At 72.8% G+C, this 26833-nt stretch carries 25 protein-coding genes; 13 read left to right on the top strand and 12 right to left on the bottom strand.

Annotated features, from left to right (window positions below):
• The first annotated feature begins 16 nt into the window (after window positions 1-16).
• Entirely contained in the window at window positions 17-2884 is a 2868-nt protein-coding gene (locus tag ABFX54_RS27205) for a LuxR C-terminal-related transcriptional regulator (protein ID WP_346109278.1), read from the top strand.
• A 193-nt stretch (window positions 2885-3077) separates the two neighbouring features.
• Here the strand turns inward: ABFX54_RS27205 and ABFX54_RS27200 are convergent, their stop codons facing one another.
• Window positions 3078-3773, bottom strand: a complete 696-nt coding sequence (locus ABFX54_RS27200; protein WP_346109276.1) for a hypothetical protein — start codon at window positions 3771-3773, stop codon at window positions 3078-3080.
• A 115-nt stretch (window positions 3774-3888) separates the two neighbouring features.
• On the opposite strand from ABFX54_RS27200, the gene ABFX54_RS27195 reads away from it, so the two are divergent.
• The 3 genes from ABFX54_RS27195 to ABFX54_RS27185 all read left to right on the top strand — a co-directional run bounded on the left by ABFX54_RS27195 (window position 3889) and on the right by ABFX54_RS27185 (window position 6166).
• Window positions 3889-4428: an MFS transporter gene (locus tag ABFX54_RS27195; RefSeq protein WP_346109274.1), complete on the top strand. Its 540-nt coding sequence runs from the start codon at window positions 3889-3891 to the stop codon at window positions 4426-4428.
• A 95-nt stretch (window positions 4429-4523) separates the two neighbouring features.
• The gene (locus ABFX54_RS27190) at window positions 4524-5054 is read left to right on the top strand and encodes a copper chaperone PCu(A)C (RefSeq protein ID WP_346109272.1); all 531 of its coding nucleotides are present in this window, start codon (window positions 4524-4526) and stop codon (window positions 5052-5054) included.
• Window positions 5051-6166 (top strand): Dyp-type peroxidase, encoded by a 1116-nt coding sequence (locus ABFX54_RS27185; protein ID WP_428834578.1) that lies wholly within the window; start codon window positions 5051-5053, stop codon window positions 6164-6166. Before ABFX54_RS27190 ends, ABFX54_RS27185 begins: the two co-directional genes overlap by 4 nt.
• A gap of 20 nt (window positions 6167-6186) precedes the next feature.
• Here the strand turns inward: ABFX54_RS27185 and ABFX54_RS27180 are convergent, their stop codons facing one another.
• Window positions 6187-7515: an aminotransferase class I/II-fold pyridoxal phosphate-dependent enzyme gene (locus ABFX54_RS27180; RefSeq protein ID WP_346109270.1), complete on the bottom strand. Its 1329-nt coding sequence runs from the start codon at window positions 7513-7515 to the stop codon at window positions 6187-6189.
• A 34-nt stretch (window positions 7516-7549) separates the two neighbouring features.
• On the opposite strand from ABFX54_RS27180, the gene ABFX54_RS27175 reads away from it, so the two are divergent.
• Window positions 7550-8167, top strand: coding sequence for an FMN-binding negative transcriptional regulator (locus ABFX54_RS27175; RefSeq protein WP_346109268.1), 618 nt, complete (start codon window positions 7550-7552; stop codon window positions 8165-8167).
• A gap of 349 nt (window positions 8168-8516) precedes the next feature.
• On the opposite strand, the gene ABFX54_RS27170 is transcribed toward ABFX54_RS27175, so the two are convergent.
• From ABFX54_RS27170 to ABFX54_RS27160, 3 genes are all read right to left on the bottom strand, one after another.
• Window positions 8517-9236, bottom strand: a complete 720-nt coding sequence (locus ABFX54_RS27170) for a hypothetical protein (protein ID WP_346109266.1) — start codon at window positions 9234-9236, stop codon at window positions 8517-8519.
• A 114-nt stretch (window positions 9237-9350) separates the two neighbouring features.
• Complete coding sequence (locus ABFX54_RS27165) at window positions 9351-10103, bottom strand: SAM-dependent methyltransferase (RefSeq protein WP_346109264.1); 753 nt, start codon at window positions 10101-10103, stop codon at window positions 9351-9353.
• Between the two features lie 169 nt (window positions 10104-10272).
• Window positions 10273-11223 (bottom strand): MBL fold metallo-hydrolase, encoded by a 951-nt coding sequence (locus tag ABFX54_RS27160; RefSeq protein WP_346109262.1) that lies wholly within the window; start codon window positions 11221-11223, stop codon window positions 10273-10275.
• Between the two features lie 227 nt (window positions 11224-11450).
• Here ABFX54_RS27160 and ABFX54_RS27155 point away from each other — a divergent pair, with 227 nt between their 5' ends.
• The gene (locus tag ABFX54_RS27155) at window positions 11451-13616 is read left to right on the top strand and encodes an MMPL family transporter (RefSeq protein WP_346109260.1); all 2166 of its coding nucleotides are present in this window, start codon (window positions 11451-11453) and stop codon (window positions 13614-13616) included.
• On the opposite strand, the gene ABFX54_RS27150 is transcribed toward ABFX54_RS27155, so the two are convergent.
• From ABFX54_RS27150 to ABFX54_RS27140, 3 genes are read right to left on the bottom strand one after another with little or no spacing between them, the layout of a single operon-like run.
• Window positions 13553-14455 carry an alpha/beta fold hydrolase gene (locus ABFX54_RS27150; protein WP_346109258.1) on the bottom strand — a complete coding sequence of 301 codons (903 nt, stop codon included), beginning with the start codon at window positions 14453-14455 and terminating at the stop codon, window positions 13553-13555. The two genes, ABFX54_RS27155 and ABFX54_RS27150, sit on opposite strands and share 64 nt — an antisense overlap.
• A gap of 7 nt (window positions 14456-14462) precedes the next feature.
• Window positions 14463-15521, bottom strand: coding sequence for an NAD-dependent epimerase/dehydratase family protein (locus ABFX54_RS27145; protein WP_346109257.1), 1059 nt, complete (start codon window positions 15519-15521; stop codon window positions 14463-14465).
• Window positions 15518-17116 carry a fatty acid CoA ligase family protein gene (locus ABFX54_RS27140; RefSeq protein ID WP_346109255.1) on the bottom strand — a complete coding sequence of 533 codons (1599 nt, stop codon included), beginning with the start codon at window positions 17114-17116 and terminating at the stop codon, window positions 15518-15520. Before ABFX54_RS27140 ends, ABFX54_RS27145 begins: the two co-directional genes overlap by 4 nt.
• An 86-nt stretch (window positions 17117-17202) precedes the next feature.
• Between ABFX54_RS27140 and ABFX54_RS27135 the strand changes: the two genes are divergently transcribed.
• A complete protein-coding gene (locus ABFX54_RS27135) occupies window positions 17203-17427 on the top strand; it encodes a hypothetical protein (protein ID WP_346109254.1) in 225 nt (74 codons plus the stop codon).
• Here ABFX54_RS27135 and ABFX54_RS27130 read toward each other — a convergent pair.
• From ABFX54_RS27130 to ABFX54_RS27120, 3 genes are read right to left on the bottom strand one after another with little or no spacing between them, the layout of a single operon-like run.
• Complete coding sequence (locus ABFX54_RS27130; protein WP_346109252.1) at window positions 17424-17879, bottom strand: hypothetical protein; 456 nt, start codon at window positions 17877-17879, stop codon at window positions 17424-17426. The two genes, ABFX54_RS27135 and ABFX54_RS27130, sit on opposite strands and share 4 nt — an antisense overlap.
• 11 nt (window positions 17880-17890) lie before the next feature.
• The gene (locus tag ABFX54_RS27125; RefSeq protein ID WP_346109250.1) at window positions 17891-19117 is read right to left on the bottom strand and encodes a beta-ketoacyl-[acyl-carrier-protein] synthase family protein; all 1227 of its coding nucleotides are present in this window, start codon (window positions 19115-19117) and stop codon (window positions 17891-17893) included.
• Window positions 19114-19365 (bottom strand): acyl carrier protein, encoded by a 252-nt coding sequence (locus ABFX54_RS27120; RefSeq protein ID WP_346109248.1) that lies wholly within the window; start codon window positions 19363-19365, stop codon window positions 19114-19116. Before ABFX54_RS27120 ends, ABFX54_RS27125 begins: the two co-directional genes overlap by 4 nt.
• A 192-nt stretch (window positions 19366-19557) precedes the next feature.
• Between ABFX54_RS27120 and ABFX54_RS27115 the strand changes: the two genes are divergently transcribed.
• The 6 genes from ABFX54_RS27115 (at window position 19558) to ABFX54_RS27090 (ending at window position 26004) form a co-directional block, all read left to right on the top strand.
• On the top strand, window positions 19558-20559 hold the full coding sequence (locus ABFX54_RS27115) for a 3-oxoacyl-ACP synthase III family protein (protein WP_346109246.1): 1002 nt from the start codon (window positions 19558-19560) through the stop codon (window positions 20557-20559).
• Between the two features lie 22 nt (window positions 20560-20581).
• Complete coding sequence (locus ABFX54_RS27110; RefSeq protein WP_346109244.1) at window positions 20582-21130, top strand: hypothetical protein; 549 nt, start codon at window positions 20582-20584, stop codon at window positions 21128-21130.
• Between the two features lie 146 nt (window positions 21131-21276).
• Window positions 21277-21627, top strand: a complete 351-nt coding sequence (locus ABFX54_RS27105) for a VOC family protein (RefSeq protein ID WP_346109242.1) — start codon at window positions 21277-21279, stop codon at window positions 21625-21627.
• 128 nt (window positions 21628-21755) lie between these two features.
• The gene (locus ABFX54_RS27100) at window positions 21756-24137 is read left to right on the top strand and encodes an ATP-binding cassette domain-containing protein (protein ID WP_346109240.1); all 2382 of its coding nucleotides are present in this window, start codon (window positions 21756-21758) and stop codon (window positions 24135-24137) included.
• A gap of 145 nt (window positions 24138-24282) precedes the next feature.
• Complete coding sequence (locus tag ABFX54_RS27095) at window positions 24283-25575, top strand: MFS transporter (protein WP_346109238.1); 1293 nt, start codon at window positions 24283-24285, stop codon at window positions 25573-25575.
• Between the two features lie 51 nt (window positions 25576-25626).
• Window positions 25627-26004 carry a hypothetical protein gene (locus ABFX54_RS27090; RefSeq protein WP_346109237.1) on the top strand — a complete coding sequence of 126 codons (378 nt, stop codon included), beginning with the start codon at window positions 25627-25629 and terminating at the stop codon, window positions 26002-26004.
• A 39-nt stretch (window positions 26005-26043) separates the two neighbouring features.
• Here ABFX54_RS27090 and ABFX54_RS27085 read toward each other — a convergent pair whose 3' ends face one another.
• Window positions 26044-26772: an SDR family NAD(P)-dependent oxidoreductase gene (locus ABFX54_RS27085; RefSeq protein ID WP_346109235.1), complete on the bottom strand. Its 729-nt coding sequence runs from the start codon at window positions 26770-26772 to the stop codon at window positions 26044-26046.
• Between the last annotated feature and the right edge of the window lie 61 nt (window positions 26773-26833).

The raw sequence follows: 26833 nt of genomic DNA, 5'->3' as shown, positions 1-26833 counted from the left end.
GACGAGAGGAGGCACGATGAGCGAGCACGGGAGCTGTTGGCCGTTCGTCGGGCGAGGGGGGTCACTCACGACCGTACGGGAGGCGTTGCGGTCGGGAGCGGGCATGATGATCGCCGGGGCGGCAGGGGTGGGCAAGAGCAGGCTGGCGGCGCAGGCCGTGGCCGGGCTGCCGGGATACGCGGTGGTGCACGCGCTCGGGACGGAGACCGCGGCCGCGATCCCGTTCGGCGCGTTCGCGCACGTGCTGACGGGGCCGCCGCGCAGCGGCGAGAACCTGCTGCGCTGGGCGGCGCGGCACCTGCGCGGACAGGCGGGGCGGCGGGGGCTGCTGGTGAGCGTGGACGACGCGCAGCGGCTGGACCAGGCGTCGGCGGCGCTGGTGCACTACCTGGCCGAGAGCGGGGAGGCGCAACTGCTGGTGACGGTCAGGTCGGAGGAGCCGCAGCCGGCTCCGGTCACCGCCCTGTGGAAGGACGAGCTGCTGCGGCGGATCGAGCTGCCGCCACTGACTGTGGCGGAGGTCGGGCAGGTGCTCGAAGCGGCGCTCGGCGGGGAGGTCTCGGCGCGGACCGTACGGCAGCTCGCGGGGGTGAGCGGAGGGAATGTGCTCTACCTGCGCGAGCTCGTGCACGCGGGACGCGACTCCGGCTGCCTGGCCGAACGCCGGGGCGCGTGGCGCTGGAGCGGCGAGCCGGCCATGACCACCCGGCTGCGCGAGCTGGTCGGCGACCGGATCGGACATCTCGACCAGGACGAGCGCGAGGTGCTTGAGCTGGTGGCGTTCGGTGAGCCGGTGGGCATCGAGCTGCTGACGGCGCTCACCTCGGGGCGGGCGGTCGAACGGGTCGAGGCACGCGGCCTGGTCGTGACCGTGACCGACGGCCGACGCGAGAACCTGCGGCTCGGCCACCCGCTCTACGGCGAGGTGATCCGCGGCGACTGCGGCACCCTGCGGACGCGGCGGCGGCTGCGGACGCTGGCCGAAGGGCTGGAGGCGGCGGGGCTGCGGCGGCGCGAGGACGAGCTGCGGGCTGCGGTGTGGCGGCTGGACAGCGGCTCGCCCACCGATCCCGGGCTGCTCACGTCGGCGGCGCGGCAGGCGTGGAGCCGGCAGGATCCTCGGCTCGCGGCGCGGCTGGCCAGGGCCGCGATCGAGGCGGGGGCGGGGGTGGGGGCGGTGGCGGTGCTCGGCGAGGTCCTCACGGTACTGGGCGAGGCCGGCCCGGCACTGTCGGCTCTGTCGTCAGCGGCGGCTCTGTCGTCAGCGGCGGCTCTGTCGTCAGCGGCGTCGGGGTCGGCGCTGTCGTCGGGGGTGTCGGCGTCAGTTGCGGGGGTGTCGGCGGGCGTTTCGGGAATTTCGGGAACGTCGGCGGCTCAGGGGACTGCTGGGCCGCCGCAGAGGGCTGCTGAGGCTCGGGATGCGACGACCGAGGGCGAGCGGGCGCAGCACGCCTGCAGCCTGGGGATGAACCTGGCCTGGGCGGGTGCGGACGCCGAAGCGTGCCGGGTGCTCGACACGGCGGTCGCGACGCTGACCGGGCCGGGGTTGCGGCAGGAGGCGTACGTCTACCGCGCCGTCGCCGACTGCTTCGCCGGCCGACTGAGCGACGCGGCCGATTCCCTGGCCGGGGCCCGTTCCTGCGTGCCCGCCAGCGCCCGCGGCCGCGCCCACGCGGCAGCGCTGGAGACCTGGGTGGACGCCTACGCGGGCCGTCAGGAACGCGCCCTCGCCCGAGCCGGCCGAACGGCGGACACCGGAACAAACCGGCCCAATAATCCGACGCCGCTGCACCTGGCAGATGCTCGGGCGTCGCTGGACCGCCCGCACGCTCCCGTGTCGCTGGACGCGCGGGAGTCTGCGCACGCGCTGTCGACAGTGCCGAACGTGCCGGAGTCCGCGCACGCACTGCCGACGTTGCTCGACGCGTTGTGTGCTGCTCACCTGTTCTCCGGGCGGCTGGAGGAGGCGGCACGTGCTGCGGAGCGGGGCATGGAGTTGCCGGCCGCCGAGTTGCCGGTGACCGGGTTCGCGGCGCATCTGGCGATGGCGGCCAGGCTGCGGGGCGACGCGGCAGAGGCCGTGCGGCGGTGCGGGGACGATCTGGCCAGGTTGCCGGAACGGGAGCCGTACCTGGGGCGCTGCCTGGCCGAGCAGGCGCACGCGTTCGCGCTGCTCGGCAGGCTCAGCGAGGCCACGCGGGCGCTGGCCGAGGCCGAGGAGGCGGCGTCCCGGTGGGCCTTCACCCGCCAGCACGTGCTCCACGCCTCCGTCTGGGTGACGGCGGCGGGTGGCGACGTGGCCGGCGCCGTACGGCGCTGCCTGGCGGCGGCCGAGCACGCGGAGCGGCACGAGCTGCGCGGCCACCTGATGTTCGCGCTGCACGACCTGGTACGGCTCGGGGCCGCGCCCGCCGCCGTGGAGCGGCTGCGGGAGCTGGCTGCCCTGGTGGAAGGGCCGCTGGTGAAGCTGCTCGCCCGGCACGCGTGGGCGCTGGGGGACCCGGGCGCGCTGCGGGAGGTGGCCGGGGAGTTCGAGCGCGGGGGCCTGCTGCTGTACGCGGCCGAGGCCACGGCGCACGAGGCGGCGGCGTACCGGGGGTCGGGGCGCGGATCCCTGGCCAGGGGGGCGCGGACGAGGGCATGGGCATTGGCCAGGCGCTGCTCGGGGATCAGCACGCCGGCGCTGGTCGAGCTGGCCACACCCGAGCTCACGCCACGGCAGCGGGAGATCGTCCAGCTCGCGGCGGCCGGGCTGACCAACCGGCAGATCGCCGACCGGCTGACACTCTCCACTCGGACGGCGGCCAACCACCTCCAGGCCGCCTACGACAAGCTCGGCGTGAACGACCGCACACAGGTGGCCCGCCTACTGACCGCCCTGTGAGCGAGATGTGCTGATCAGCCCTCGCGAACCGATCCGGACGCGGCCTGCGCAAACCACTCGGGCACGACCTGCCCAGGCCGCTCGGGGGCGGCTCGGGCAGGCCGCTCGGGGGCGGCTTGCTCGGGCCGTCGCAGGTCGGACCGGCTTGCGCAAGCCGCCCGAGGCCGTCTCACGCAAGGCTCGCGTAAGTCGGTCAGATGAGCTTGAGGAGGATGTCGTACAACGTGTCGCGTTCCGTCTCGGACAGTGCCCCGTACGGCGCCGCAGCGCGCCGGTTCGTGTCCGCCTCGATTGCGGTGCGTTCGGGGCCGTCCCGAAGGTCGATGATCTCGGACGCGGACAGGCCCGCCGAACGCCACGCCGCCGCATGCGCGTCGGCGCGGTGGTAGCGGAGGGCGGCGAGGCGGTTGAACAGGCGGAGCCCCGGCCCCGTGCCCTCCGGCTCGTACAGCGGCGCCACCAGCTCCAGCGCCCCGCCCGGCAGCCGTTCGGCGGCGTTGAGCACCCGGCCCACCAGCTCGGCCGGCCCGGCCAGGTCATGGCCCGCCCAGACGCGGGCCACGGCGGCGGCGTGCAGGTCGTAGACGTGGTGCACGAACTCCAGGCCCTTGTCCGTCAGCCGCAGCAGCCCGTCACCGTCCTCGGTCAGGGTGCCCTCGTCGAGGTGCTGCCGGAGGGTGCGTTCCAGGTCGGAGGCGTACCGGTAGAGGACGGCCAGGCCGGTGCGGGGCAGCGGACGGAGGGGGAGGGTGAAGCGCAGGTCGTACAGGTACGCGGGGGTCAGGCCCGAGGTGGTGGCCAGGTCGGCGAGGGGTTGGGCGGCCGAGGCGTGCACGTTGACGTGGGCGACGTTGATGACCGGGGCGATTTCCGCCGCATACTCCGACAAGTCCCGAAATTTAGGCATCAGCCTCGATTATCCGGGTCTCGGTGGCGAGGGCGATGGTTTCACGTGAATCGGGATCAACGCCCGGACCGCCGGGCCGGCGTGGAATGCTTGATCCATGGCGCTGTCGCTCCGTCTCGCCCGCACCGCGGTGTTCGCCGTCGTGTGCCTCGGGCTCGGCGTGGCGGCTCACGTGCTCGGCGGCTCGTCCGTGCCCGCCCCCGCCATGGTGGCGGCGTTAGGGCTGGCGTTCGGGGCCGCGTACCCACTGGCGGGGCGTGAGCGCTCGCTCGCGCTGATCCTGCCGCTGCTCGCCGGCCTCCAGGTGCTGCTGCACCTGCTGTTCAGCCTGTCCCACACCGTCTCGCCCGCCGCGCCGGCCGTCCACCTGCACTCGGGGCTGGTGCCGGGCCTGGGCATGCTCGCCGCCCACGGCTGGGCGGTCGGGCTGACCGCGCTCTGGCTGGCGCGCGGCGAGGCCGCGCTCTGGGCGCTGCTGCGCCGCCTGGCCGTGCGGTTGCTGGTCCTCGTCCGGCTGCCGCGGCTCGTCACTCCTTTCTCCGCATCCCCGGGTACGCCCGAGCCGCGCGTGCTGCGCTCGGCCGTGCTGCGGCACGTCGTCAGCAGAAGGGGCCCGCCGCGGGCCGTCGCCGCCTGACCCGCGGGTCCGGCAAGACGTTCTCCCCTCTATGACGACCCCCGCCGCCCGGCTGGGTCTGCTTCGGCATGCCGGGCGGAGAAAGGCCTTTTGCCATGTTCGTTCGACATGCCCTCGTACTCGCCGCCACCGCCGTAGCGCTGACCGCCTGCGCCGACGCCTATGAGCCCGCCGCGCCCGCCACCACCTCGGCCCAGGCCACCCCCTCAGCCCAGGCCGCCGCCCCGGCCGCCGGGCTGAGCATCACCGACCCCTGGGTGAAGACCACGAAGGAAGGGATGACCGCGGCGTTCGGGACGCTGGTCAACAGCGGCGCCGCGCCCGTCACGATCGTCTCCGGCGCCTCCCCGCTGTCGCCCAAGATCGAGCTGCACGAGGTGGTGGAATCCGGCGGCAAGATGGTCATGCGGCCCAAGGAGGGCGGGTTCGTCGTGCCCGCGGGCGGCACCCACGAGCTCAAGCCCGGCGGTGACCACATCATGCTGATGGGCGTCACCGAGGAGGTGCGGCCGGGGGCGAAGATCTCGTTCACGCTGCAGGTCCAGGGCGGCGCGCCGCTGGAGTTCACCGCCGTGGGCAAGGACTTCGCCGGCGGCGAGGAGGACTACCAGCCGGGGCACAAGTGATCAGCCGCAGAGGGCTGATCGCCGGCGGCGCCGTCACCGCCGCCGGCGTGCTCGGGCCGCACCGGGCCGAGCGGCAGGTGATCAGGCTCACCTCCACCGAGGTGACGCCGTTCCACGGGACGCACCAGGCGGGCGTGGCCACGCCGCCGCAGGCGCACGCGGTGTTCCTCGGCTTCGACCTGCTGCCGCGCACCCGCAAGGAGGCGATCGTGCGGCTGCTCCAGCTCCTGACCGACGACGCGGCCCGCCTCACCCAGGGGCGGCCCGCACTGGCGGACACCGAGCCAGAGCTGGCCATGACCCCGGGCGGGCTCACGTGCACGTTCGGGTTCGGGCCGGGGCTGTTCGCGGCGGCCGGGGCGGACTCGCCGGTCGCCGCGCTGCCCGCGTTCAAGACGGACCGGCTGGACAAGCGCTGGAGCGGTGGCGATCTGCTGGTCCAGGTGTGCGCGGACGACAGCGTGAGCGTGGCGCACGCCGTCCGGATGATCGTGAAGGACACCCGCTCCTTCGCCCGCGTACGGTGGACGCAGCGCGGTTTTCACAGCCCCACCAGGCGCAACCTGATGGGCCAGATCGAGGGCACGGGCAACGCCACCGACCTCGACAAGGCCGTCTGGATCGGCCAGGGCCCGATGCGCGGCGGCACCACGATGGTGCTGCGCAGGATCCGGATGAAACTGGAGACCTGGGACGCCGCCGACCGGATGGCCAGGGAGTTCACCATCGGGCGGCGGCTGAGCGACGGCGCGCCGCTGACCGGCGCGGCCGAGCGCGACGCGCCCGACTACGCCCGCAAGAACACGCTCGGGTTCCCGGTCATCTCCGAGTTCGCCCACATCCGGCGGGCGCACGTGGCCGATCCCGCGTCGCGGCTGCTCCGGCGGCCCTACAACTACGACGAAGGGCTGAGCCCTGAGGGCGAGTCGGACTCGGGGCTGCTGTTCGCCTCCTTCCAGGCGGACATCGGCCGGCAGTTCGTCCCGGTGCAGCGCATGCTGGCCGAGGGGGACCTGCTGAACGAGTGGATCAGCGCGATCGGGTCGGCCGTGTTCGCCATCCCGCCGGGGTGCGCGCCCGGCGGGTGGATCGGGGAGACCCTGCTCTCCTGACAACCGGCCAGGCCGCCGCCCTAGCCGTACCTGCCCATCGGGGCAGGGCGCAGGTCCCCGGCCAGGTCGTCGGCCAGCGGCTCGATCTCCTCCTGGGCCAGGGTGGAGACGGTCAGGCGCAGCGCGGGCGGCGAGCCGATGCGGTTGCGCGCGCCGGGCGCGCACGCCCAGCCGCGGGCCAGCAGCCGGGTGATCGCGGTGCTCTCGTCCGCGACGGGGATCCACACGTTCAGCCCGCTGCGCCCGTAGGCGGTGATGCCGCGCGCCGCCAGCGCCGTCACCAGACCGTTCCTGCGCAGCCCGTACGCCGCCGCGACCGCCGCCGAGTCCACCGCCTCCGTCCGCCAGAGGTGGGCGACGGCGCGTTGCAGCAGGTGACTCACCCAGCCCGCGGCGAGCCGCTGCCGCCCGCGCAGCCGGTCGAGCGTGACCGGGTCGCCGGCGATCAGGGCGAGGCGCAGGTCGGGGCCGAACGCCTTGGCCGTGGAGCGGGTGTGGATCCAGCGCGCGGTGGCCCCGGCCAGCGGGTGCGGCGGCAGGTCCACGAAGCCGGAGCCGTGGTCGTCCTCGATCAGCAGCACCTCAGGGCTGGCCGCGAGCAGCGCCCGCAACTCCCGCGCCCGCGCGGCGGACAGGCCCGCTCCCGTCGGGTTCTGCGCGCGAGCGGTGATCACCACGGCGCGCACCCCTGCCCGCAGTGCCCGCGCGAGCTCGTCCGGCAGCGGACCCTCCTCGTCGAGCCGCATCGGCACCGGGCGCAGCCCGAGGACGGCGACCAGGTCGAGCAGGGCCGTCCAGCCCGGGTCCTCGACGGCGACCGGGTCGCCGGGGCGCAGGTGGGCGGTCAGCACGCGTTCGACGGCGTCGAGGGTGCCGGAGGTGATCGCCGGCGCCTCGGCCGGCACGCCGTCGGCCCGCAGCCGGGCTCTGGCCAGGGTGACGAGCTCCTCGTCGTCGCCGGTGCCGTACATGGCGGGGCTCTCCTCGTGCGCCCGCGCGGCGGCGGCGAGTGCCTCGTGCAGCGGCGGCAGCAGGGCGGGGTCGGGGTTGCCCCTGGACAGGTCGCGCACGCCCGGCGGCGCCTCGATGCGGATCTCCTCGCGGAACGTGCTGGCCGGTGGCGGCCTGACCCGCGTCCCGCGCCGCCCGGCGGTCTCCACGACGCCGCGCTCGCGCAGCAGCCGGTACGCGGCCGCCGCCGTGCCGGGGCTGACCCCCGCCTGCTCGGCCACCTCGCGCACCGGCGGCAGCACCGCCCCTGGTGGCAGCCGGCCCTCGGACACGGCGACCTCGACCCCGGACGCGATCTCGCTGGCCGTTCCGCCGGTGAACGGATATGTTTCTAGCACAATGTTAAGTATGTACTAATACAAAGAGGTTCGCATGCTCATCCACCCATGGGACGCCGCCAGGAACGAGGACGAGTGGCGTGAATGGCTGCGTACGCGCGACTTCGGCCAGATCGCGGTCAACGGCGTGGACGGCGCGGCCCCTGTGGTGGTGCCGACCCACTTCCTGTTCGACGGGGAGGAGATCGTGCTGCACCTGGCCCGGCCCAACCCGATCTGGGCGGCTTTGGAGGCCAACCCCGCGGCGGTGGTGAGCGTCTACGACGACTACGCCTTCATCCCGAGCGGCTGGCGGGGCGACTCTCCCGAGACGGGCGTGCCGACCAGCTACTACGCCTCCGTCCAGCTCGTCTGCCAGGCCGAGATCGTGGACGACGGGGAGGGCAAGGCGGAGATCGTCCGCCGCCAGCTGGCCCACCACCAGCCGGACGGCGATCACGGCGAGATGGCCGCCGGCGCGGGGCCGTACCACAAGATGTTGTCGGCGCTGCGCGGGCTGCGGTTGCGGGTGGTGGACGTGCGGGCCAAGTTCAAGTTCGACGACCACCGGCCGGAGGTGCGCGAGCGGGTCTCGGCCGGGCTGGCCGAGCGCGGCCTGCCCACGGACGCCGGCGCGCGGGCCCGGCAACTCGGGCGCGCGGCCGGCGGCTGAACAGCGGCTCGGCGGAGGCTCTTTTCCACACGATGCACAGTCTGTGGATAACCGGCCTCTCCTGTGGATAACGTCGTTTTGATCTTCTCCTCGAACGGCTCCCGCCGCCGCCTGTCCTGCCGTGATGGCCATGACCTCGGGCGACCCCAGGGCCCCACCTCGGCACGGAGTGCGTTCTCCCAGGTCAGGGCCATGCTGTCGGCGGGCAACGAGTGTCCGTACCACACCTCAAAAGCTGCCTGAAGCGGCGGCGAGGAAGGGGCCCGTACCTGTATGGGGACGGGTACGCGCCCCTCCCCAGCCCGCACCCCACACCCTGTGGACGAACGACCCGGTGGAGCGGCCTGCGTCACCAGTTCCAGTACGACCGCGCCTCGGACTTCCACTCCTTCGGGAAGTACTGGTGAATCTTGAACGCCATGCCCTTGCCCCGCGCGATGTACTGGTCGCGTTCGAGCTTCCTGGTGATCGGCTTGCCCGGGTTGCCCCGGTTGTCCCACCAGGACTCCCACTGCTTGACGCAGGTCTGGGTACCCAGGTACTGGTTCGAGCAGGAGGCCGGCGGCGACCAGATCTGGGTGTGCCCGAAGTCGACGGTCTTGCCCGACGATTCCTCGGTGATCGTCCCCCACGCCTTCATGCAGTAGCCCTGTGCGGGAATCGCCCACTTGACGTAGTGCTGCCGCCCCGAGGTGGCGATAGTCGTGAGATTTCCGCACTTGGCGTCACCGATCTGCTCCTTGGTGACCCGGACGGTGTAGTAGGTGCCGTTGTCGCGCCAGCCGTCCAGCATCAGCCAGTCGCCGCTGTGGACGAACTTCTCGGCGGACGCGGGCGGCCACTTCTTCGGGTCGCCCCAGCTGATCTCCGACGATGTGGACGACAGGGGCTTCCAGGTCCACTGCCCCGCCGCCTGCCCGTCGGCCCAGTGCTGGCCGGCGCTGCGCGCGCCGAACATGGAGTACTGGCCGTAGTTCTCCGCCGCCTGGGCGGGGGCGCTCATGCCGGCGAGCACGGCGACCGCGCCCACGACGGCGCCGGTCCGTACGCTCAACTTCTGGATCATCACCGGCCGGATGGTATCGGCGGACCCGCGCGTCACCCCGTCGGATCAAAATTTCTCGAACTGATCAGCGGCGGTCGGCGGGGCCCCGGTAGGAAGGGACCGGGGCCCCGCCCCGGGTCAGCCGGACCGCCTCATGAGGGCGAAGATGCCCCATCCGAGGTATTCACGCTGGTAGCGGACATGCCGCACCGGTGACTCGGTCAGCTCCGCGCGCAGCTCGGCCGCCAGCTCGTCCTCGGGGTTGGAGTCGAGCCAGCGCCGCAGGTTGAGCCACTGCGGAGCCACGTATCTGTCCCAGCTGTCCTGGTCGGCCAGGACCATCTCGACGACGTCCCAGCCGAGCTCGCCGAACTGCCCGACCAGCCCGGGCAGGGAGCGCAGGTCGCCCTTGTCGCGCATGTGGCAGCCCTCGACGGTGGCCTGGTCGGGCGGGTCGAGCCGCCAGTACGGCTCCCCGATCAGCATCAGGCCGCCGGGGCGCAGGCTGCGTTCGAGCAGCTCGACGGTGCCCGGCAGGCCGCCGCCGATCCAGGTCGCCCCGATGCAGGACACGACGTCGACCGGCTCGCCGGCGACGTAGGTGGAGGCGTCGCCGTGCACGAACGTGACGGCCGCTTCGACGCCCAGCTCGGCGGCCCGTGCGCGCGCCGCCGCGGTGAACACGGTGCTGACGTCGACTCCGGTGCCGCGTACGCCGTGGTCGCGGGCCCAGGTGCACAACATCTCGCCCTTGCCGCTGGCCAGGTCGAGCAGCCGGCTGCCGGCCGGCAGGTCGAGCGCCCGGCCCAGGGTGGCGAGCTTGCCGGCGGTGACGGGGTTGAGGATGCGGTGGCTGTGCTCGCGGATGGTGATGCTACGTGGAAGATCCACTTCTGAGGTTCCTTAGGGTCGTAGACACGATTCGTACATGACTAGACCGGTTCGCACCGGCCGAACGCGCCTGGACCTTCATACAAAGCACCTCTTCGCGTGGTTTTCGAGTGGCTGGAGAGAGTCGTCCGGGGGAGGTTAGAGCACCCTGTCCGCCGACGTCCACCGGTTATCCCCCGGACTCCAGGTCCGTGGCGATCCGGCCGCGCATCATGGTCTCCATGACCTTCATGAACCGCTGCGTCCGCGCCCGTCCGAGGACGAACGGGTTCGCCACCGCACCCGCGCGTAGTTCCTCCATGCGCGCCAGGCCGTAGTCGGCGCCCCCGTGGTTGTTCAGCTCCACCTCCACCCCCGCCTCGCGCATCCGGGCGGCGAAGGCGAGCACGGAGGCGAGGTGGACCCGCTTGTCGGCGACGGCCGCCGGCGGGTTGGTGCCGCCCCACAACATCGCGGTGTGCCGCCGTCCCTTCCATCGCGCCGGGAAGATCATCGAGACGGTGCCCGGCGTGTGACCGGGGGTGTGGTGGAAGGAGATCGTCGTGTCGCCGAGGGTCAGGCGGCGGCCGTCGGCGATGTCCAGGTCACGCTTGGGGGCGTGCTGCGGTTTTTCCGCGGCGAGGAGATCCCAGTCCTTCGGGCTCATCATGACGCGGGCGCCGTAGCGGTCGGCGAGGTACTGGGCGCCGCCGAAGTGGTCGGCGTGCCCGTGGGCGGCCACCACGTACTTGATCGACGACGGGTCGACGCCCAGCGAGCTCAGCTGCGGGACGATGACCTTCCGTGCCTCGTCCGGGGATCCCAGCGCGTCGATCAGGATGACGCCGCCCGAGGTGAGCAGGGCCGTGACCGAGACGAACCCGGTGCTCACCACGGCCACGTCGTCGAAGATCCGCAGCGGCTCCGGCGCCTTCGGGTTGGGCGCCGTCACGCCCGGGGTGAGCGCCTTGACCAGGGACTTGAGCACCGGATCGCGGCCGGCCAGCTTCGCCGCCCTGGCGTAGTGGTCACGCGCGCTCCCCGGCGCGGCGGCCTGCGCGGGGGTGCCGCCCGCCAGCGGCAGCAGGGCCGCGGCCGACAGCAGGGCCCGGCGGGACGTGGTGGACTGCGGAAGGGACATTCGCCTCGTACCTGCTTTCACTCGTCCGGATGCGACGTCGCTCCAGCAGAGCAGAGCCGATCAAGGGGCGTCCAATATTGAGATCCCCCGCGCGTCGATAGCGGAGCCGATATCAAAGCTGGTCAATGCCCCGGCAAACGTGTGTGCGCGGCCGGGCGGGTGAGCCGGGTCCGCCGCCGTTGCCTTGCCTACTGTGAGCCCCCGATTGATCGGGAAAGGCGGGACTCATGCCGGTCGGGAGCATCCGTCGTGATCCGGCCCTCGTCGAACCCGCGCCGGGCGCGCTGGGCGGGTGGGGGTCCGCGATGGCCCGCCGCGGGCGGCTGGTGATCGCGTTGTGGCTGGTCCTGGCCGCCGGCGCGGCGGCGCTGCTGCCCGGGTTGCCTGGACGGCTGGCGCCGCCCTCGCTGGAGGTGCCGGGCTCGGAGTCGGCCGTCGCGGCGGCCGTGATCGCGCGCGGCTTCCCCGAACAGGGCACCGAGCAGATGGTGCTGGCCTTCACCTCCGCCACGCTGCGTGCCGCCGAGCCGGGATACCAGCGCGTGATGGCCGCCGTGCTGAACGCGATGGCCGCGCGCCGGGACGTCGGGGCGCTGCTGCCGCTGCCCGAGGTCGCCGGCCAGCATCCCGGGCACGCGTACGTGCTGACCGGCGTGCACGGCGACGAGCGGGCCCGGCAGCGCAACCTGCCCGCCCAGCTCGCGACCGCTCAGGAGGCGGCGAGGCAGGCGTCGGCGGGCGCCGTCTCGGTCACGATCCTGGGCGCCAGCCGCGCGTTCGCCCAGCTCGCCCATACCGACATGGCCGATCTGCGGGCGATGGAGACCATGACCGTTCCTGTGGCCGTGCTGCTGCTGGTGCTCGGGCTCGGCGCGGTGGGCGCGGCCCTGGTGCCGCTGCTGGTCGGGAGCGCGGCGATCCTGACCGCCATGGGCGCGCTCGCCCTGGCCGGTACGTACGGACACGCCGACTCGACCATGCTCACCTACACCGTCACCATGACCCTGGGCCTCGGCCTGGACTACAGCCTGCTGATCCTGCTGCGGTACCGCCAGGCCCGGGCCGGCGGCCGGTCCCCCGGGTCCGCGGCCGGGCACGCCGTCGCCACGGCGGGCAGCACGGTGACCTGGTGCGCCCTGGCCATCATGATCACCTCGTGTGCCTTGTTCCTGGCCGGGGTGCCGTGGGCGGGTTCGATGGCGCTGGCCGGTCTGCTGTCCGCCCTGGTCACGCTCTCGGCGGCGCTGACCCTGGCGCCGGCGCTGCTCCCCCGGCTCGACGGGCTGCTCGCGTGGGGAACGCTCCCCTGGCGGCGACGCGACCGGGAGCCGCACGAACCCGCCTGGGTGCGGGGCGCTCGGCATTTGATGCGCCATCCGGTGCCGTACGCGGCGGCGGCCGTCGCGGTGCTGCTCCTGCTCGCCCTGCCGGCCCTGCACCTGCGTACCGGGCTGCACTACGACCGCGCCACGCTGGCCGGCACCGACATGGGCACCGGGCTGGAGCGGCTGGAAGCCGACAAGGTCGCCAGCCTGACCAGCCTGGCCCTGCCGCATCCGCCCGGCTCAGGCCCGGTGGACACGAGCGCGCTGAGCGCCGCGCTGCGGGCCGACCCCAGGGTGTCCGTGGTCAGCGAGTTCGACAACGGCAGGGACCTGACGCTGATGCTGGTCGCCGACCGGTCCGCCCCGGACAGCGCGGCCGCCGTCGCCTTCCTGCGGGACGTGCACGAACGGGCCGCGCGCCTGCTGCCCGCCGGTCAGCGGGTGCTCGCCGTCGGGCCGGCGACGCGGCTGCGCGACCTGACGGCGGGGGCGCTCGACGGGCTGTGGCGGGTGCTCCTCGTCGTCCTGCTGGCCTCGTTCGCGCTGCTGCTGATCACGTTCCGCAGCCTGCTCATCCCGCTGAAGGCGGTCGCGATGAACCTGCTCTGCGTGTGCGCCACGTTCGGCCTGCTCACGCTGGCCTTCCAGGATCCGGCGAAGGACGTCAACGCGCTGCTCCCCCTGATCGTCTTCACCATCGTCTTCGGCCTGTCCATGGACTACGAGGTCTTCCTCGTCCACCGCGTCCACGAGCACTACCGCCGTACCGGCGACAACACGGCCGCCGTGCTGCACGGGCTGCGGCACACGGCGCGCCCGATCACGCTGGCCGCCGCGATCATGGCCGTCACCTTCTCCGGGCTGATGTTCACCCGGCGGCTCGACTTCCAGCAGGGCGGCTTCGCCGTGGCCGTCGCGATCGTGCTCGACGCCACCCTCATCAGGATGGTGCTGGTCCCGGCGCTGATGCGGCTGCTCGGCCGGCACAACTGGTGGCTGCCGGGTCAGCGCCGCAGGAACGCCTCGATGGCGGGGACGAGCCGTTCGTACGCGTCCTCCAGCACGTAGTGGCCCGCGTCGGGAAAGGCGTGCACCTCGGCGGCGGGGAAACGGCGCCGCCACTCGGTCAGCATGAGCGGGTCGAAGACCGGGTCGCGCAGCCCCCAGCCGATCAGCACGGGCCGGTCGGCGAACTCCCCCAGGCTCTCCCCCGTCCGCGTCAGCAACGGCCACGCCTGGTCGCCGGGACCGAGCGGGATGTCCCCCACGAATCGCCGCACCGCCACCCGGTGCCCCCGTCCGTCGTCCGGGGCGAGGAAGGCGTCGCGCACCTCCCTGGGCAGGCGGCGCCGCACCCCGAACGGCGGCAGCGTGGCCAGCCTGGCGAACGCGTGGTGACGCAGGAACAGCCGCGCGCCCACCCGGGTCTCGCGCAGCAGCCACAGCGGCAGGCGCAGCGCGGGGCGTACTCGTGCGCCGTGCGGGTTGGGGAAGGCGGCCGTGTTGAGCACCACGAGGCGGGCCACCCGCTCGGGGTGACGGCTCGCCCAGGCCATGCCGATCGGGCCGCCCCAGTCGTGCATCACCACCGTCCACCCGCGCTCCGGGGCGCCCTGCGCGGCGATGAGGTGATCGGTGAGCGCGTCCAGGTCGTCCACGCGGGAGGTGAGCGTGTACGCGTAGCGGTCCTCGTCCGGCTTGTCCGACAGGCCCATGCCGATGTGGTCGGGGGCGACGCAGCGGTGCTCGGCCCGCAGCGCCACGATGAGGCGGCGCCACAGGTAGCTCCACGACGGGTTGCCGTGCAGCATGAGGACGGGCGCGCCGTCGCCCTCGTCCACGTAGTGCTGGGTCAGGCCGGCGCGAGTGAGGAAGTGCGAGGTGAACGGGTAACCGGGCAGGGTCACGGCACTCCTAACTCCGGTGGCCGGCTGCGAGGTGGGCGGTCAGGCGTGACAAGCCCTCCGCCGTGCTGACCAGAGGTTCGTAGCCGAGGTCGCGGCGGGCGGCGGTGAGGTCGAACCAGTGCGACGTGGTGGCCTGCACGACGGTGAGCCGGGTCAGCGGCGGCTGCGACCGTACGCGGGCGAGCCGGTAGGCGTGCTCGACGGCCCCGCCCGCCAGCCGGGCCACGCGGGCCGGCACCCGGGGCTTGACCGGGGCGAGCCCCGCCGCCGCGAGCAGGCCGTTGATCCAGTCCGCGATCGGCGCCGGCTCGTCCTGGGCGACGAAGTAGGCCCGGCCGGCGACCGGCGAGCCGGGGGAGAGCGCCTCCAGCGCCAGCACGTGTGCTCGTGCGGCATTGTCGATGTAGACGGTGTCGACGCGCTTGCCCGGCACGCGCGGTAGCACCAGCCGGCCGCGCCGCGCCCGTTCCACGAACCTGGGCAGGAAGTGCGGGTCCCCCGGCCCCCAGATCAGGTGCGGACGCAGGGCCACGGTCGCGAGCCGCCCGCCATCGGCCGCCAGCACCAGCCGCTCGGCCTCGGCCTTCGTCGCGGGGTAGGGCGCGAGGAAGCGGCGGGCGTACGGCGCCGACTCGTCCACGCCCTCCAGATCCCTCCCGTCGTGGACGACGCTGGGCGAGGAGGTGTGCACCAGGCGGGGGACACCGGCCCGCCGGCAGGCGTGGATCACGTTGGCCGTGCCGCCGACGTTGACCTCCCGGAAGTCGCGGGCAGGCCCCCAGACCCCGGCCAGGGCGGCACAGTGCACCACGGCGTCACGACCCTGGACAGCGGCGTACACGGCGTCCGGGTCACGGACATCACCGGCGAGGTGGACGATATCCCGAGCGGCCGAGTCGCGGGCGAGGTGGACGGCACCTCCCGCGGCCAAGCCCTCGGGCATGGTCGCCTGCGCCTCGGGACGGGGGTGGCGCTGGAAGGTGGCCACCTCATGGCCTCGTTCGGTGAGGAGCCGGGAGACGGCGCGACCGAGGAAGCCTCCGCCGCCGGTCACCAGGACCCTCATCGGCCGCACCGGCCCAGCTCGCGGGCCGCCCATCGGGCCAGCAGCGGGCGGCGGATCTTGCTGGCGTGCCTGACGTCCATCGGGAAACCCCGGTGCGGCAGCACCTCGCCCAGGTCGGGGCCGTGCGCGCGGACCCGTTCCGCGATCTCGCGCCGTTCGCGCCGCGACGTGCCCGGCTCGCACTCCACGCAGAGCACGGGAGTCTGGCCGCCCGCCGGGCCCACTCCGACCAGCGCGGTGCGGCGCACGCCCGGCAGCGCGTTGAAGACGGGTTCGACCTGGTCGGTGTAGAGATCGCCGTCCGCCGTACGCACCCGCTCGCTCTTGCGACCGGCGAACCACAGCCGTCCCTGCTCGTCCAGCCGGCCCAGATCCCCCATGCGGTGCACAGGCCCGCCCTCGTCGGCGATGCGCGCGAGCGCCGTGTCATGGGGACGGCCGAGGTACGGGTCGCTCACCGCCGGGCCCGCCACGGTGATCTCCCCCACCGTTCCCGGCGGGACCAGCAGGTCGTCCGACCACACGGGGATGACCTCGTCGGTGACAGCGATGACGCGTACCCGGTTGCCCGGCAGCGGCCTGCCCAGGCAGGTGCCCGCCCCGTGCGCGGTCGCCGGGGCCGTCGCGGTCAGCTCGGCCGCGACCGCCGCGCTCACCAGCAGGCACTCGGTCGACCCGTACACCGAGCACACCTCGGCATGGGCGGGCAGGCACCGCTGGGCACGCTGAAGCACGGAGAAGGGCAGCGGCGCGCCCGCGGTGAGCACGGTCTCGACGGTGGCGAGGCGCGGGTCTCGTTCGACGCAGTGACGGGCGAGGCGGTCCAGCAGCGCGGGCGCGGCGAACAGCCCTGTGACGCCATGGGCGGCGATGGAGCCGGCCATCGCGGCCGGGTCACTGCGCTCGGGATGGCGCGGGCCGAGCCGGGGGATGACCGATCCGCAGCCCATCGACGGCGCGGCCAGCGCGAACGGCAAGAAGGTCGAGTAGACGACCGCACCGGGCGTCAGCGCGCCGAGCCGGGCCAGCAACTCCGTCTGACCGGCCAGCTGCCGGCGCCGGAAAGGCACCCCCTTGGGCGGACCGGTGGACCCGGAGGTGAAGGCGATCAACGCCAGGTCCTCGGCACCACCCGTCCCGGACTCCACCGCTTGCCCGGTTGCCGGCCGGCGGCCCTGGGAGCGGACCGTGACCGTCGTACGTACGCTGCCGCGCCCCCACCCCAGCAGGACCCGCGCCAGGTGGGCGCGCGGCACCCCGACGAACGCCTCGGGAGCCGCCTCGGCGAAGCACGCACCCATGGCGCGCGCCCCGAGCCCGGGATCGACCAGGATCGGCACCGCCCGCAGCCGGAACAGCGCCATGACCACCGCCACCAGCTCCCGCCCCGGCGGCACCAGCACCGCCGTCCTCGTACCCGCGCCCACCCCGGCGCCCGCCAGGGTCCGCGCGGTGCGGTCGATGAGGTCGTTCAGCTCCGTGTACGTGAGCGTCTCGGCGTGACGACGGCCGTCGATGTGGCAGGCGACGGCGTCGGGACGGGTGTGCACCCATCGCTCGGTCATCGCCACGACGTCGAAAAGCCCCGAACCCACCGATGCCACCTCCTCCACGCGTTTTGGATGATCCACTATTGGTAACGATCTGTAGCGAAGTATAACTAAGAGCGATTGGAGTAGCCATGCGCCGATTCGCCGCTGTAGTCCTCACAGGAGCCGCCGGAGCCGTGCTGTCGCTGGCCGCCGCGGGCCAGGCCCAGGCCGCCGCCGCACCCGTGCCGGGCGCCGTGACCGCGATCGACTGCGTGCTGGGGGCCGGCGTGGTCCTCCCCAGCGCCGCCAGCCCCAGCCGCCTCATCTGCGTCGGCGGCCTCTACAACAACTCACCGATAGGCGGCCTCGCCTAGCAGGGCACGGCTTCGAGGATGGTCAGGTCCCGTGGCAGGCCCGCACCCATGACAAGCCGCTCCATCAGCGGAACGCCCGCGAGCGACTGCGTACCGGCGGGCGAGGCGTTCACCGGAACCGGAGCCGGAGCCACGACCGGAGCCACGACCGGAGCCGGCACAGGAGCCGGCACAGGAGCGGAGACCGCAGCCGGCACCTGCGCCGCGGGCTGGACCCCGGATTGCGCCGCGATCACCGTCCCGCCACCCGTGCCGGCCAGGCCGAAGAAGGCGGCGAAGGTCTTGGCGAGCGTGCTCACGGGAACGCTGATGCAGAACTTGCCCAGCACATCCCCGCCGACCGGCACCGGCTCCACGGGAACCGCGGAGTCCTCGGAGTCGGCGACCGCCGGGACGGCAGGCAGGAAGGCGGCGCAGAGGGCGACACAGCAGGCGACGGTGTATGCGCGCATGAAAGCTCTCCTCAGACCGGCGTGAAGATCAGCGTGGCGTTGTGGCCACCGAACCCAAACGAATTGGACATCACCGGCCCAGCCGCCATCGGCCGCACCTGCCCGACGACGTCCACAGCACACTCCGGATCGATCGAATGGAGGTTGGCCGTGGGCGGGATCGTCCGTTCGTTCAGCGCCAGCACGGCGGCCACGGCCTCGATCGCCCCGGCTGCCCCGACCGCGTGCCCCGTGATGCCCTTGATGGAGGTCACCGGCACCGCGCCGGCCCCGAACACGGCGCTGATCGCCTGAGCCTCGGCCAGGTCGTTCAGCGGTGTGCCGCTGCCGTGCGCGTTGACGTGCGTGATCTCCTCCGCGCCGAGCCCGGCGTCGGCGAGCGCGGCGCGCATGCAGCGGGCGGCCCCGTCGCCCTGCGCGGGCGGCGCGGTGATGTGGTGGGCGTCGGAGGTGAGCCCGCAGCCGGTCAGCTCGGCGTAGACGTGGGCGTCGCGGGCCAGCGCGTGTTCCAGGCTCTCCAGGACGAGGAACGCGGCGCCCTCGGCCAGCACGAACCCGTCGCGGTCGCGGTCGAAGGGCCTGCTGGCCAGCTCAGGGGCCTCGTTGCGTTCGGACAGGGCGCGGCAGCGGTGGAAGGCCAGCAGCACGGTCGGCGTGACGCACGCCTCCGCGCCCCCGGCGACGACCACGTCCGCGGTGCCGTCGCGCAGCAGCCGGGCCGCCTCGACGACGGCATGGGCGCCGGACGCGCACGCGGTGGCCACCGACAGGCTGGGGCCCAGGATCCGGTGGCGGATGCTGATCGCGGCCGCCAGGGCGTTCGGCATGACCATCGGCACGTGCAGCGGCCCGGGGTTCCCGCGCCCCGGGGCCTTCGCGTCCAGCAAGCAGTCCTCGAATGTCAGCGTGCCGCCGAAGCCGCTGCCGGTCACGACCGCCTGCCGCTCGGCCGGCACCCGGAAGGCGCCCGCGTCGCCCAGCGCGTCGGCCGCCGCGCACACCCCGAGCTGGGTCACGCGGTCCATCCGGGAGGCCTGCTTGGGCGTCAGGTAGTCCGTGATGTCCAGGTCGTGGATCTGGCAGGCGAACTCGGTGCCGATGCCGGTGGTGTCGAAGGAGGTGATGCGCCGGGCGGTGGACTGCCCGGACAGCAGCGCGTTCCACAGTTCCTTGAGCCGTGAGCCGGCGGGCGTGCGCACGCCCATGCCGGTGACGGCGATGCGTTCGCGCGGCCTCATCCCGTGCGCTCCGCGGCCAGCTCGCGGGCGCGCACCACGACGTCGCCCACGGTCCGCACGTCGGCGAGCGCCTCGCGCGGCATCGGCCCCCACTCCTCCTCCAGGACGACATGGAGCTCGGCCAGGTCGAGGCTGTCGGCCTCCAGGTCCTCGCGCAGCCGCGCGTCCTCGGTGACCCTGCTCGGGTGGACCTTCAGGATGCTCGCGCAGCGCTCGCGCACCAACGTCGTGATCTCCTCGTCGCTCATGTCCGATTCCTTCCGCCAGGCGTGCTGACCGTTGTGTCGCCCAGCCTCGCCGATGACGGGAAAGATGATCACTTGTGACGCGACGCCACCCGTTAAGGAATTGATCAAGTTTGCCGGTGCGGCGATTCGCGCACCGGCCGCGATCCCGCCCCCTCCCTATCGTGGCCGCACGGGGACACGAGGGGGATGAGCATGAACTACGCGCACGTGGCCGGGGTGGCCGTGCACCTGCCCGAGCGGAGCATGAGCACCGCCGAGCTGGAGGAGCGGCTGGCCGAGAGCAGCCCCGGTGTGCGCATCCCGCGCGGCCTCATCGAGCAGGCCACCGGCGTACAGCGGCGGCACCTGGCCGCCCCCGGCCAGACGGCCGCCACGATGGCCGTCGCCGCCGCCCGCCAGGTGATGGAGGAGACCGGCCTGGCCGCGCCGTCCCTCGATCTGATCATCTTCGCCGGGGTGAGCTGCGACGCCGTCGAGCCCGCCACCGCGCACATGGTCGCCGCGGAGCTGGGCGCCGGCTGCCCGGTGTTCGACGTGCGCAACGCCTGCAACAGCGTGCTGAACGCGATCGAGCTGGCCGACGCGCTCATCGCGGCCGGTCAGTACCGGACGATCCTCATCGCCTGCGGCGAGATCGCGACCTCCTCCGTCCGCTGGCGGGTGGAGTCGCCCGACGACTTCGTCGCCGCCATCCCCTCCTACACCGTCTCCGACTCGGGCACGGCCCTGCTGCTGCAGGCCGCCGCCGCGCCCGGCGTCGTCGCCCACCGCTTCTGCGCGAACTCCAGCCACTGGCCGGCCGCCGTCATGCCGATCACGCCGGCCCCCGAGGGCGGCTTCGAGGTGGCCCCCTTCCGGGTCGACTTCGTGGACCTGGCCGTCGGCGTGCGCAAACTCGACCACGCCGCCCTGACCGGGCCGCTGACCGAGCGCGGGCTCGATTGGGACGACCTGGCCGCGATCTGCGTGCACCAGGCGTCGCTGGCGTCGCTGAACCTGATCTGCGAGCTGGCCGGGATCCCGCTCGACAAGGTCGAGGTGACGATCGTCGAGCACGGCAACCTGGTCGCCTCCAGCCTGCCGGCGCAGCTGCACCAGGCGATCCGAGCCGGGCGCGTGCAGCGCGGCGACCTGGTCGCCCTGGTGGGGCTGGCCAGCGGGGTGAGCGCCGGGACCGTACTGCTGCGCTGGTAGCCCGTACCGAGGGAGCACGAACATGTCCAAGATTCTTTTCGCCGCTGTCGCCTGCATGGCCGCGGCTGCGCCGCCGGTGTCCACGCGCGGGTCCACGCAGGCCACGCAGACCGTCCTGACCTGCCGGATCAGCACCGCGGCCGGGCAGCCGGTGACGTTCACGCCGGCCGTGGGCTTCCTCCCGCGTACGGTCACCGCCCAGGGGACGCTCGTTCTCACCGGCTGCTCCGGCACCGCTCCGTCCGCGGCGAACCTGCGCTCCGGCCGCCTGACCGTCCACGGATCCGGCCGTGCCTTCTGCACCGGCGTGCAGAACATCCGTGGCAAGGGCCAGATCACCTGGTACGGCGCGGACGGCCGGGAGGCGGGCGTGTCCGCCCTGCGCCCGGAGGCCGGTCAGGTACGCAGCCACAACCCCGGCGACATGCTGCTCAGCGGCAGGATCGTCAAGGGTCCGCTGGCGGGCGCCCGTACCGCCGGCACCGCGACCCCGACCTCGAACGTGAGCACCTGCGCCACCCGGGGGATCACCGGCGTCCACGGCGCGGGCACGATGACGTTCTCCCTCTGAGCCCTTCGCTGAGCAGCTCGCGGAGGGCGAAACCAAGCGAGCAGGATTCGAGAAGCGCCACCCCTCGCCCCGCCCCTAGCGTGAAGGTCACGAACAGCCCGGAGCACCGTCTCCGGGCTGGTGAACCCACGAATCCAGGAGCGAGCATGACCTCCGCCCAGGGCATCAAGACCGTGCTGCACCCCGTGTCCGACATCGAGGCCGCCAAGGCGGTCTACGCCGCGCTGCTCGGTTTCCAGCCGCAGATCGACGACCCCTACTACGTCGGCTTCGAGTGCGACAACGAGCAGATCGGGCTGGTGCCCGGCGGCAAGACCGAGGACCTGTCCTCGCCCACGGTCTACTGGCAGGTCGACGACATCGACGCCAAACTGGCGGAGGTGACCGCGGCCGGCGCCACCGTGAAGTCGGCCCCGCGCAAGGTGGGCGGCACTCGTGTGGTGGCCACGTTCACCGATCCCGACGGCAACGTTCTCGGGCTGCTGCAGGACAAGTGAGCGGCCCGCTTCCGCTTCCGCTTCGCGGCGGGAGCGGAAGCCAAACGGACATATCGCTCATAGCTGGTTAAATTCGAGTCAACGCCGGCGGGAACCGCCCAGGCAGCCCCCGACACGATGGAGAAACGATGAGCACGCCCCCTCAGCAGTCGTCCGAGCAGCACGTCGCCGACAGCCACGACCTGATCCGCGTGCACGGCGCCCGCGTCAACAACCTCAAGGACGTCAGCGTCGAGCTGCCCAAGCGCCGCCTCACGGTGTTCACCGGCGTCTCGGGGTCGGGCAAGAGCTCCCTGGTGTTCGGCACGATCGCGGCCGAGTCGCAGCGGCTGATCAACGAGACCTACAGCGCGTTCGTCCAGGGCTTCATGCCGACGATGGCGCGGCCGGAGGTCGACGTGCTCGACGGGCTGACCACCGCCATCCTCGTCGACCAGCAGCGGATGGGCTCCGACCCCCGCTCCACCGTCGGCACCGCCACCGACGCCAACGCGATGCTGCGCATCCTGTTCAGCCGGGTCGGGCAGCCGCACATCGGCTCGCCCCAGGCGTTCTCCTTCAACGTGCCCACCGTACGCGCGAAGGGCGCGATCACCGTCGAACGCGGCAACCGCAAGACCGAGAAGGCGAGCTTCACCCGCATCGGCGGCATGTGCCCGACCTGCGAGGGCCGCGGCGCGGTCTCCGACCTCGACCTCACCCAGCTCTACGACGACTCCAAGTCGCTCACCGAGGGCGCGTTCACCATCCCCGGCTGGAAGTCCGACAGCTTCTGGACCGTACGCGTCTACGCCGAGTCCGGCTTCGTCGACCCGGACAAGCCGATCCGCGACTACACCAAGCAGGAGCTCCAGGACTTCCTCTACCGGGACCCGGTGAAGGTGAAGGTCGACGGCGTCAACCTCACCTACGAGGGGCTGATCCCCAAGATCAGGAAGACGTTCCTCGCCAAGGACCGCGAGTCGATGCAGCCGCACATCCGGGCCTTCGTGGATCGGGCGGTCACGTTCACCACCTGCCCCGACTGCGACGGCACCCGGCTCAGCGAGGAGGCCCGCTCCTCCCGGATCGGCGGCGTCAACATCGCCGAGGCGTGCGCCATGCAGATCACCGACCTCGCCACGTGGATCCGCGGCCTGGCCGAGCCGTCGGTCGCGCCGCTGCTCGGCAAGCTGCTGCACACCCTCGACTCGTTCGTGGAGATCGGGCTCGGCTACCTCTCCCTCGACCGCGCCTCGGGCACGCTGTCGGGCGGCGAGGCGCAGCGCGTCAAGATGATCCGCCACCTCGGCTCCTCGCTCACCGACACCACGTACGTCTTCGACGAGCCCACCATCGGGCTGCACCCCCACGACATCCAGCGGATGAACGACCTGCTGCTGCGGCTGCGCGACAAGGGCAACACGGTGCTGGTCGTGGAGCACAAGCCGGAGACGATCGCCATCGCCGACCACGTCGTCGACCTCGGCCCCGGCGCCGGCACGGCGGGCGGCACCGTCTGCTTCGAAGGCACCGTCGAAGGGCTGCGGGCCAGCGACACCATCACCGGCCACCACCTCGACGACCGCGCCACGCTCAAGGAGAAGACGCGCAAGCCCACCGGGGCGCTGGAGATCCGCGGCGCGACCACGCACAACCTGCGCAACGTCGACGTGGACATCCCGCTCGGCGTGCTCGTCGTGGTCACCGGCGTGGCCGGGTCCGGCAAGAGCTCGCTCATCCACGGGTCCATCCCGGCGGGCGCGGGCGTGGTGTCGATCGACCAGAGCGCGATCCGCGGCTCGCGGCGCAGCAACCCGGCCACCTACACCGGGCTGCTCGACCCGATCCGCAAGGCGTTCGCCAAGGCCAACGGCGTCAAGCCGGCACTGTTCAGCGCCAACTCCGAGGGCGCCTGCCCCGGCTGCAACGGCGCCGGCGTCATCTACACCGACCTCGGCATGATGGCCGGCATGACCACCACCTGCGAAGACTGCGAGGGCAAGCGGTTCGACCTCTCGGTGCTCGACCACCGGCTCGGCGGGCGCGACATCAGCCAGGTGCTGGCCATGTCGGTCGAGGAGGCCGCGGAGTTCTTCGGCGCGGGGGAGGCGCGCACCCCCGCCGCGCACGCCATCCTCGGCCGGCTCGCCGACGTCGGGCTCGGCTACCTCAGCCTCGGGCAGCCGCTCACCACGCTGTCCGGCGGCGAGCGGCAGCGGCTCAAGCTGGCCACCCACATGGCCGAGCGCGGCGGCGTCTACATCCTCGACGAGCCCACCGCCGGCCTCCACCTCGCCGACGTCGAGCAACTCCTCCGCCTGCTCGACCGGCTGGTGGACGCGGGCAAGTCGGTCATCGTGATCGAGCATCACCAGGCGGTCATGGCGCACGCCGACTGGATCATCGACCTCGGGCCCGGAGCGGGGCACGACGGCGGGCGGATCGTGTTCGAAGGCACCCCGGCCGACCTCGTCGCGGCCCGTTCCACCCTCACGGCCGAGCACCTCGCCGAGTACGTCGGCGCCTGAGCCGCCGTGTCCTTGAGCGCTCGATCCGCCCTCGCCTGGGTCCGCCCCCAGGCTTGAGCCGCCCCATGTACCGTCCCGCCGCCCACCACCCGAGCCGCCCGATGCCGCTGCCCCCCACCCGCACCCCCCGGTGCCTGAGGCGCCGATGCCCCTGATCCGGGTTCCCTCCGCCTACCGTCCGGTGCTGGCCAACCGCTTGTTCCGGCGGCTCACCCTCGGCTTCGGCGTCTCCTACCTCGGCGACGGCATGAGCTTCGTCGCCGTCGCCTGGCTCGCCATCGAGCTGGCGCCGCAGGGGAGCGTGGGCCTGTGGGTGGGCGCCGCGGTGGCCGCGTCCACGCTGCCCGGGGTGGTCGGGGCGCTGGCGTTCGGCCGCCTGCTGCGCCGCGTGCCCGCCAAGCGGCTGCTGCTCGCCGACAACGCGCTGCGCTGCGTGCTCCTCGGCGCCGTGCCGCTGTGCTGGCTGGCCGGTCTGCTCTCTTTGCCCCTGTACGTGACACTGCTCGCCCTCTCATCCCTGCTGCACGCGTGGGGCAGTGCGGGCAAGTTCACCTTGCTGGCCGAGCTGCTGCCGGGGGAGCAGCGGCTCGCCGCCAACACCCTCCTCAGCTCGCTCACTCTCGCCGCCACGATCGCCGGTCCCGCGATCGCCGGGGTGCTGGTCACGTACATGGACGCGGCCCTCGTCCTCGGCCTGGACGCCCTGACGTACGCGTTCCTCGCCGTGCTCGTCGTACGGACCCGGCTGCCAGAACGGGACCCCGACGCGCACGTGTCACCCGCCGGCCCGCTGCCCGACTCGGACCCTGACACCCACGTGTCACCCGTCGATCGGGCAGCCGCCCGCGGCGGCCTCGCGTTGCTGCGCTCCCACCCCGAACTGTTCGGCCTGCTCGCCCTCACCTGGTTCTTCAACTTCCTGTACGGCCCCGTCGAGGTGGCCCTGCCGCTGCACGTGACCGGCGACCTGCACGCGCCCGGCACCCTGTTGGGCCTGTACTGGATGCTGTTCGGCATCGGCGCGATGCTCGGCGGGCTCGCGACCGGCGCGCTGCGGCACCTGCCGCTCTGGCCCGTGACGATCGGTGTCGTGATCGGCTGGGGGCTGTGCCTGCTGCCGTTCTGGTTCGACGTGCCGGTGCCCGTCACCGTCGCGGGCTTCGCGCTCGGGGGCATGATCTACGGCCCGTTCGTGGCGCTCTCGGTGACGCTCATGCAGGCGAAGGCGCCGCCGCAGCACCTGACCGCGATGCTCGCCGCCCGCAGCGCGGTACTGCTCACCGCGTCACCGATCGGCACGGCCCTCGGCGGACCACTCACCTCGGCCCTCGGCCCGCGCCCGACACTCGGCAGCTCGGGCCTGGCCACCGTGGCACTCGGCCTCGTCGCCGGCACACTCCTCCTGGTGTTCCGCCGCCGCAAAAAGCCATCCCCATGAACACCCGGGATCGCTTGCCCTGAAGACCATCTCACCCTTGAATGGGGATTCATGCCCCTCCGCAGCCTCAAACCCGCCACCTCACGCCCCACCGAGCTCCTGATCGGCATCGGCTTCTTCGTGGCGGTCGCGGCCTGCGCGATCACCGCGGTGCTGATTCCGGCCGCCCAGTTCGAGCTGCGGTTCTTCGTGATGGGCCTGGCCGGATGCGCGTACGCGCTGGCCGCCGCCGACCTGTGGGCCGCCGCGGTGACGGGCGTCTCGGCCTGGGCGCTGGCCACCGGCTTCCTCATCCCGCCCACCGGCGAGCTCGCCGTTACCGGCGGCCCCGACGTGATCCGCCTCATCGCGATCGTGGGCCTCTCCCTGGCCGGCGGCCTCTACGGCATCTCCCGCCGCCGTACCCATCGCGACCGCCCCGCTAACTGAACCCGCCGCCGCGACCGCCCCGCCAGCTGAGCCTCGCCGTCAGCCGGTCGGTCCCGGAAGATCCGCGTGCCGGTACGGCGTCGGCTCCATCCCGCTCTGCACCACCAGCACGGTCCCGGACGACTCGTCCCGGAACAGCCCGTCCACGGCCTCCGCCACCTCGTCGGCGGTCATCATCGGCAGCCCGGCCGCCAGCAGGAAGTCCTTGGCAGGCGCGATCAACGGCGTATCGGTGAAACCAGGACAGACAGCACCGATCCTGACTCCCGCCGCGGCCAGCGGCTCCACGAGCGCCCTGACCAGCCCGATCACGGCGTGCTTGCTCATCGAGTAGATCGGGTCAGGGCCGAACCCGACCAGCCCCGCCATCGACGACGTGACCACGATCGAGCCACCACCGGAGCTCTTGAGCAGCGGAAGCGCCGCCGCGACGCCGTAAACGACGGAGTCGGCGTTGATCCCCATCACCGTCCGGTACCGCTCGGCGTCGAACGCGGAGAAGTCGACGCCACCATTAGTGCCGGCGTTCAGATGCACGAGGTCCAAGCGGCCGTAGCGTTCATTGGCGAGCGCCACAGCTCGTACCGACGTCTCCTCGGAGCTGACGTCACCCACCACCCACACACCGCCGACCTCCTTGCCGACCCGCTCGACGCCCTCGGCGTCCCGATCGACCAGCACACAGTCGGCCCCGCCTGCGGCCAGCCGCCGCGCCACGGCGGCCCCGATGCCACTCGCCGCGCCGGTGATCAAAGCAACTCTGCTCATGAACGCTCCTAGGGGAGGCGCGGAATGGGCGTTACCCGTGGATTGTGCGCCCCCATCGTCA

Origin of the sequence: Nonomuraea maheshkhaliensis (assembly GCF_039529435.1) — a bacterium.
Classification (GTDB): Bacteria; Actinomycetota; Actinomycetes; order Streptosporangiales; family Streptosporangiaceae; genus Nonomuraea; species Nonomuraea maheshkhaliensis.
This window is presented reverse-complemented; position numbering and strand designations above follow the sequence as displayed.

Bases quoted from the DNA above. Each gene is read 5' to 3' on its own strand.
- ABFX54_RS27205 (WP_346109278.1), top strand. From the start codon at position 17: ATGAGCGAGCACGGGAGCTGTTGGCCGTTCGTCGGGCGAGGGGGGTCA.
- ABFX54_RS27195 (WP_346109274.1), top strand. From the start codon at position 3,889: ATGGCGCTGTCGCTCCGTCTCGCCCGCACCGCGGTGTTCGCCGTCGTG.
- ABFX54_RS27190 (WP_346109272.1), top strand. From the start codon at position 4,524: ATGTTCGTTCGACATGCCCTCGTACTCGCCGCCACCGCCGTAGCGCTG.
- ABFX54_RS27175 (WP_346109268.1), top strand. From the start codon at position 7,550: ATGCTCATCCACCCATGGGACGCCGCCAGGAACGAGGACGAGTGGCGT.
- ABFX54_RS27160 (WP_346109262.1), bottom strand. From the start codon at position 11,223: ATGTCCCTTCCGCAGTCCACCACGTCCCGCCGGGCCCTGCTGTCGGCC.
- ABFX54_RS27155 (WP_346109260.1), top strand. From the start codon at position 11,451: ATGCCGGTCGGGAGCATCCGTCGTGATCCGGCCCTCGTCGAACCCGCG.
- ABFX54_RS27145 (WP_346109257.1), bottom strand. From the start codon at position 15,521: ATGAGGGTCCTGGTGACCGGCGGCGGAGGCTTCCTCGGTCGCGCCGTC.
- ABFX54_RS27135 (WP_346109254.1), top strand. From the start codon at position 17,203: ATGCGCCGATTCGCCGCTGTAGTCCTCACAGGAGCCGCCGGAGCCGTG.
- ABFX54_RS27130 (WP_346109252.1), bottom strand. From the start codon at position 17,879: ATGCGCGCATACACCGTCGCCTGCTGTGTCGCCCTCTGCGCCGCCTTC.
- ABFX54_RS27125 (WP_346109250.1), bottom strand. From the start codon at position 19,117: ATGAGGCCGCGCGAACGCATCGCCGTCACCGGCATGGGCGTGCGCACG.
- ABFX54_RS27120 (WP_346109248.1), bottom strand. From the start codon at position 19,365: ATGAGCGACGAGGAGATCACGACGTTGGTGCGCGAGCGCTGCGCGAGC.
- ABFX54_RS27115 (WP_346109246.1), top strand. From the start codon at position 19,558: ATGAACTACGCGCACGTGGCCGGGGTGGCCGTGCACCTGCCCGAGCGG.
- ABFX54_RS27110 (WP_346109244.1), top strand. From the start codon at position 20,582: ATGTCCAAGATTCTTTTCGCCGCTGTCGCCTGCATGGCCGCGGCTGCG.
- ABFX54_RS27105 (WP_346109242.1), top strand. From the start codon at position 21,277: ATGACCTCCGCCCAGGGCATCAAGACCGTGCTGCACCCCGTGTCCGAC.
- ABFX54_RS27100 (WP_346109240.1), top strand. From the start codon at position 21,756: ATGAGCACGCCCCCTCAGCAGTCGTCCGAGCAGCACGTCGCCGACAGC.
- ABFX54_RS27095 (WP_346109238.1), top strand. From the start codon at position 24,283: ATGCCCCTGATCCGGGTTCCCTCCGCCTACCGTCCGGTGCTGGCCAAC.
- ABFX54_RS27090 (WP_346109237.1), top strand. From the start codon at position 25,627: ATGCCCCTCCGCAGCCTCAAACCCGCCACCTCACGCCCCACCGAGCTC.
- ABFX54_RS27085 (WP_346109235.1), bottom strand. From the start codon at position 26,772: ATGAGCAGAGTTGCTTTGATCACCGGCGCGGCGAGTGGCATCGGGGCC.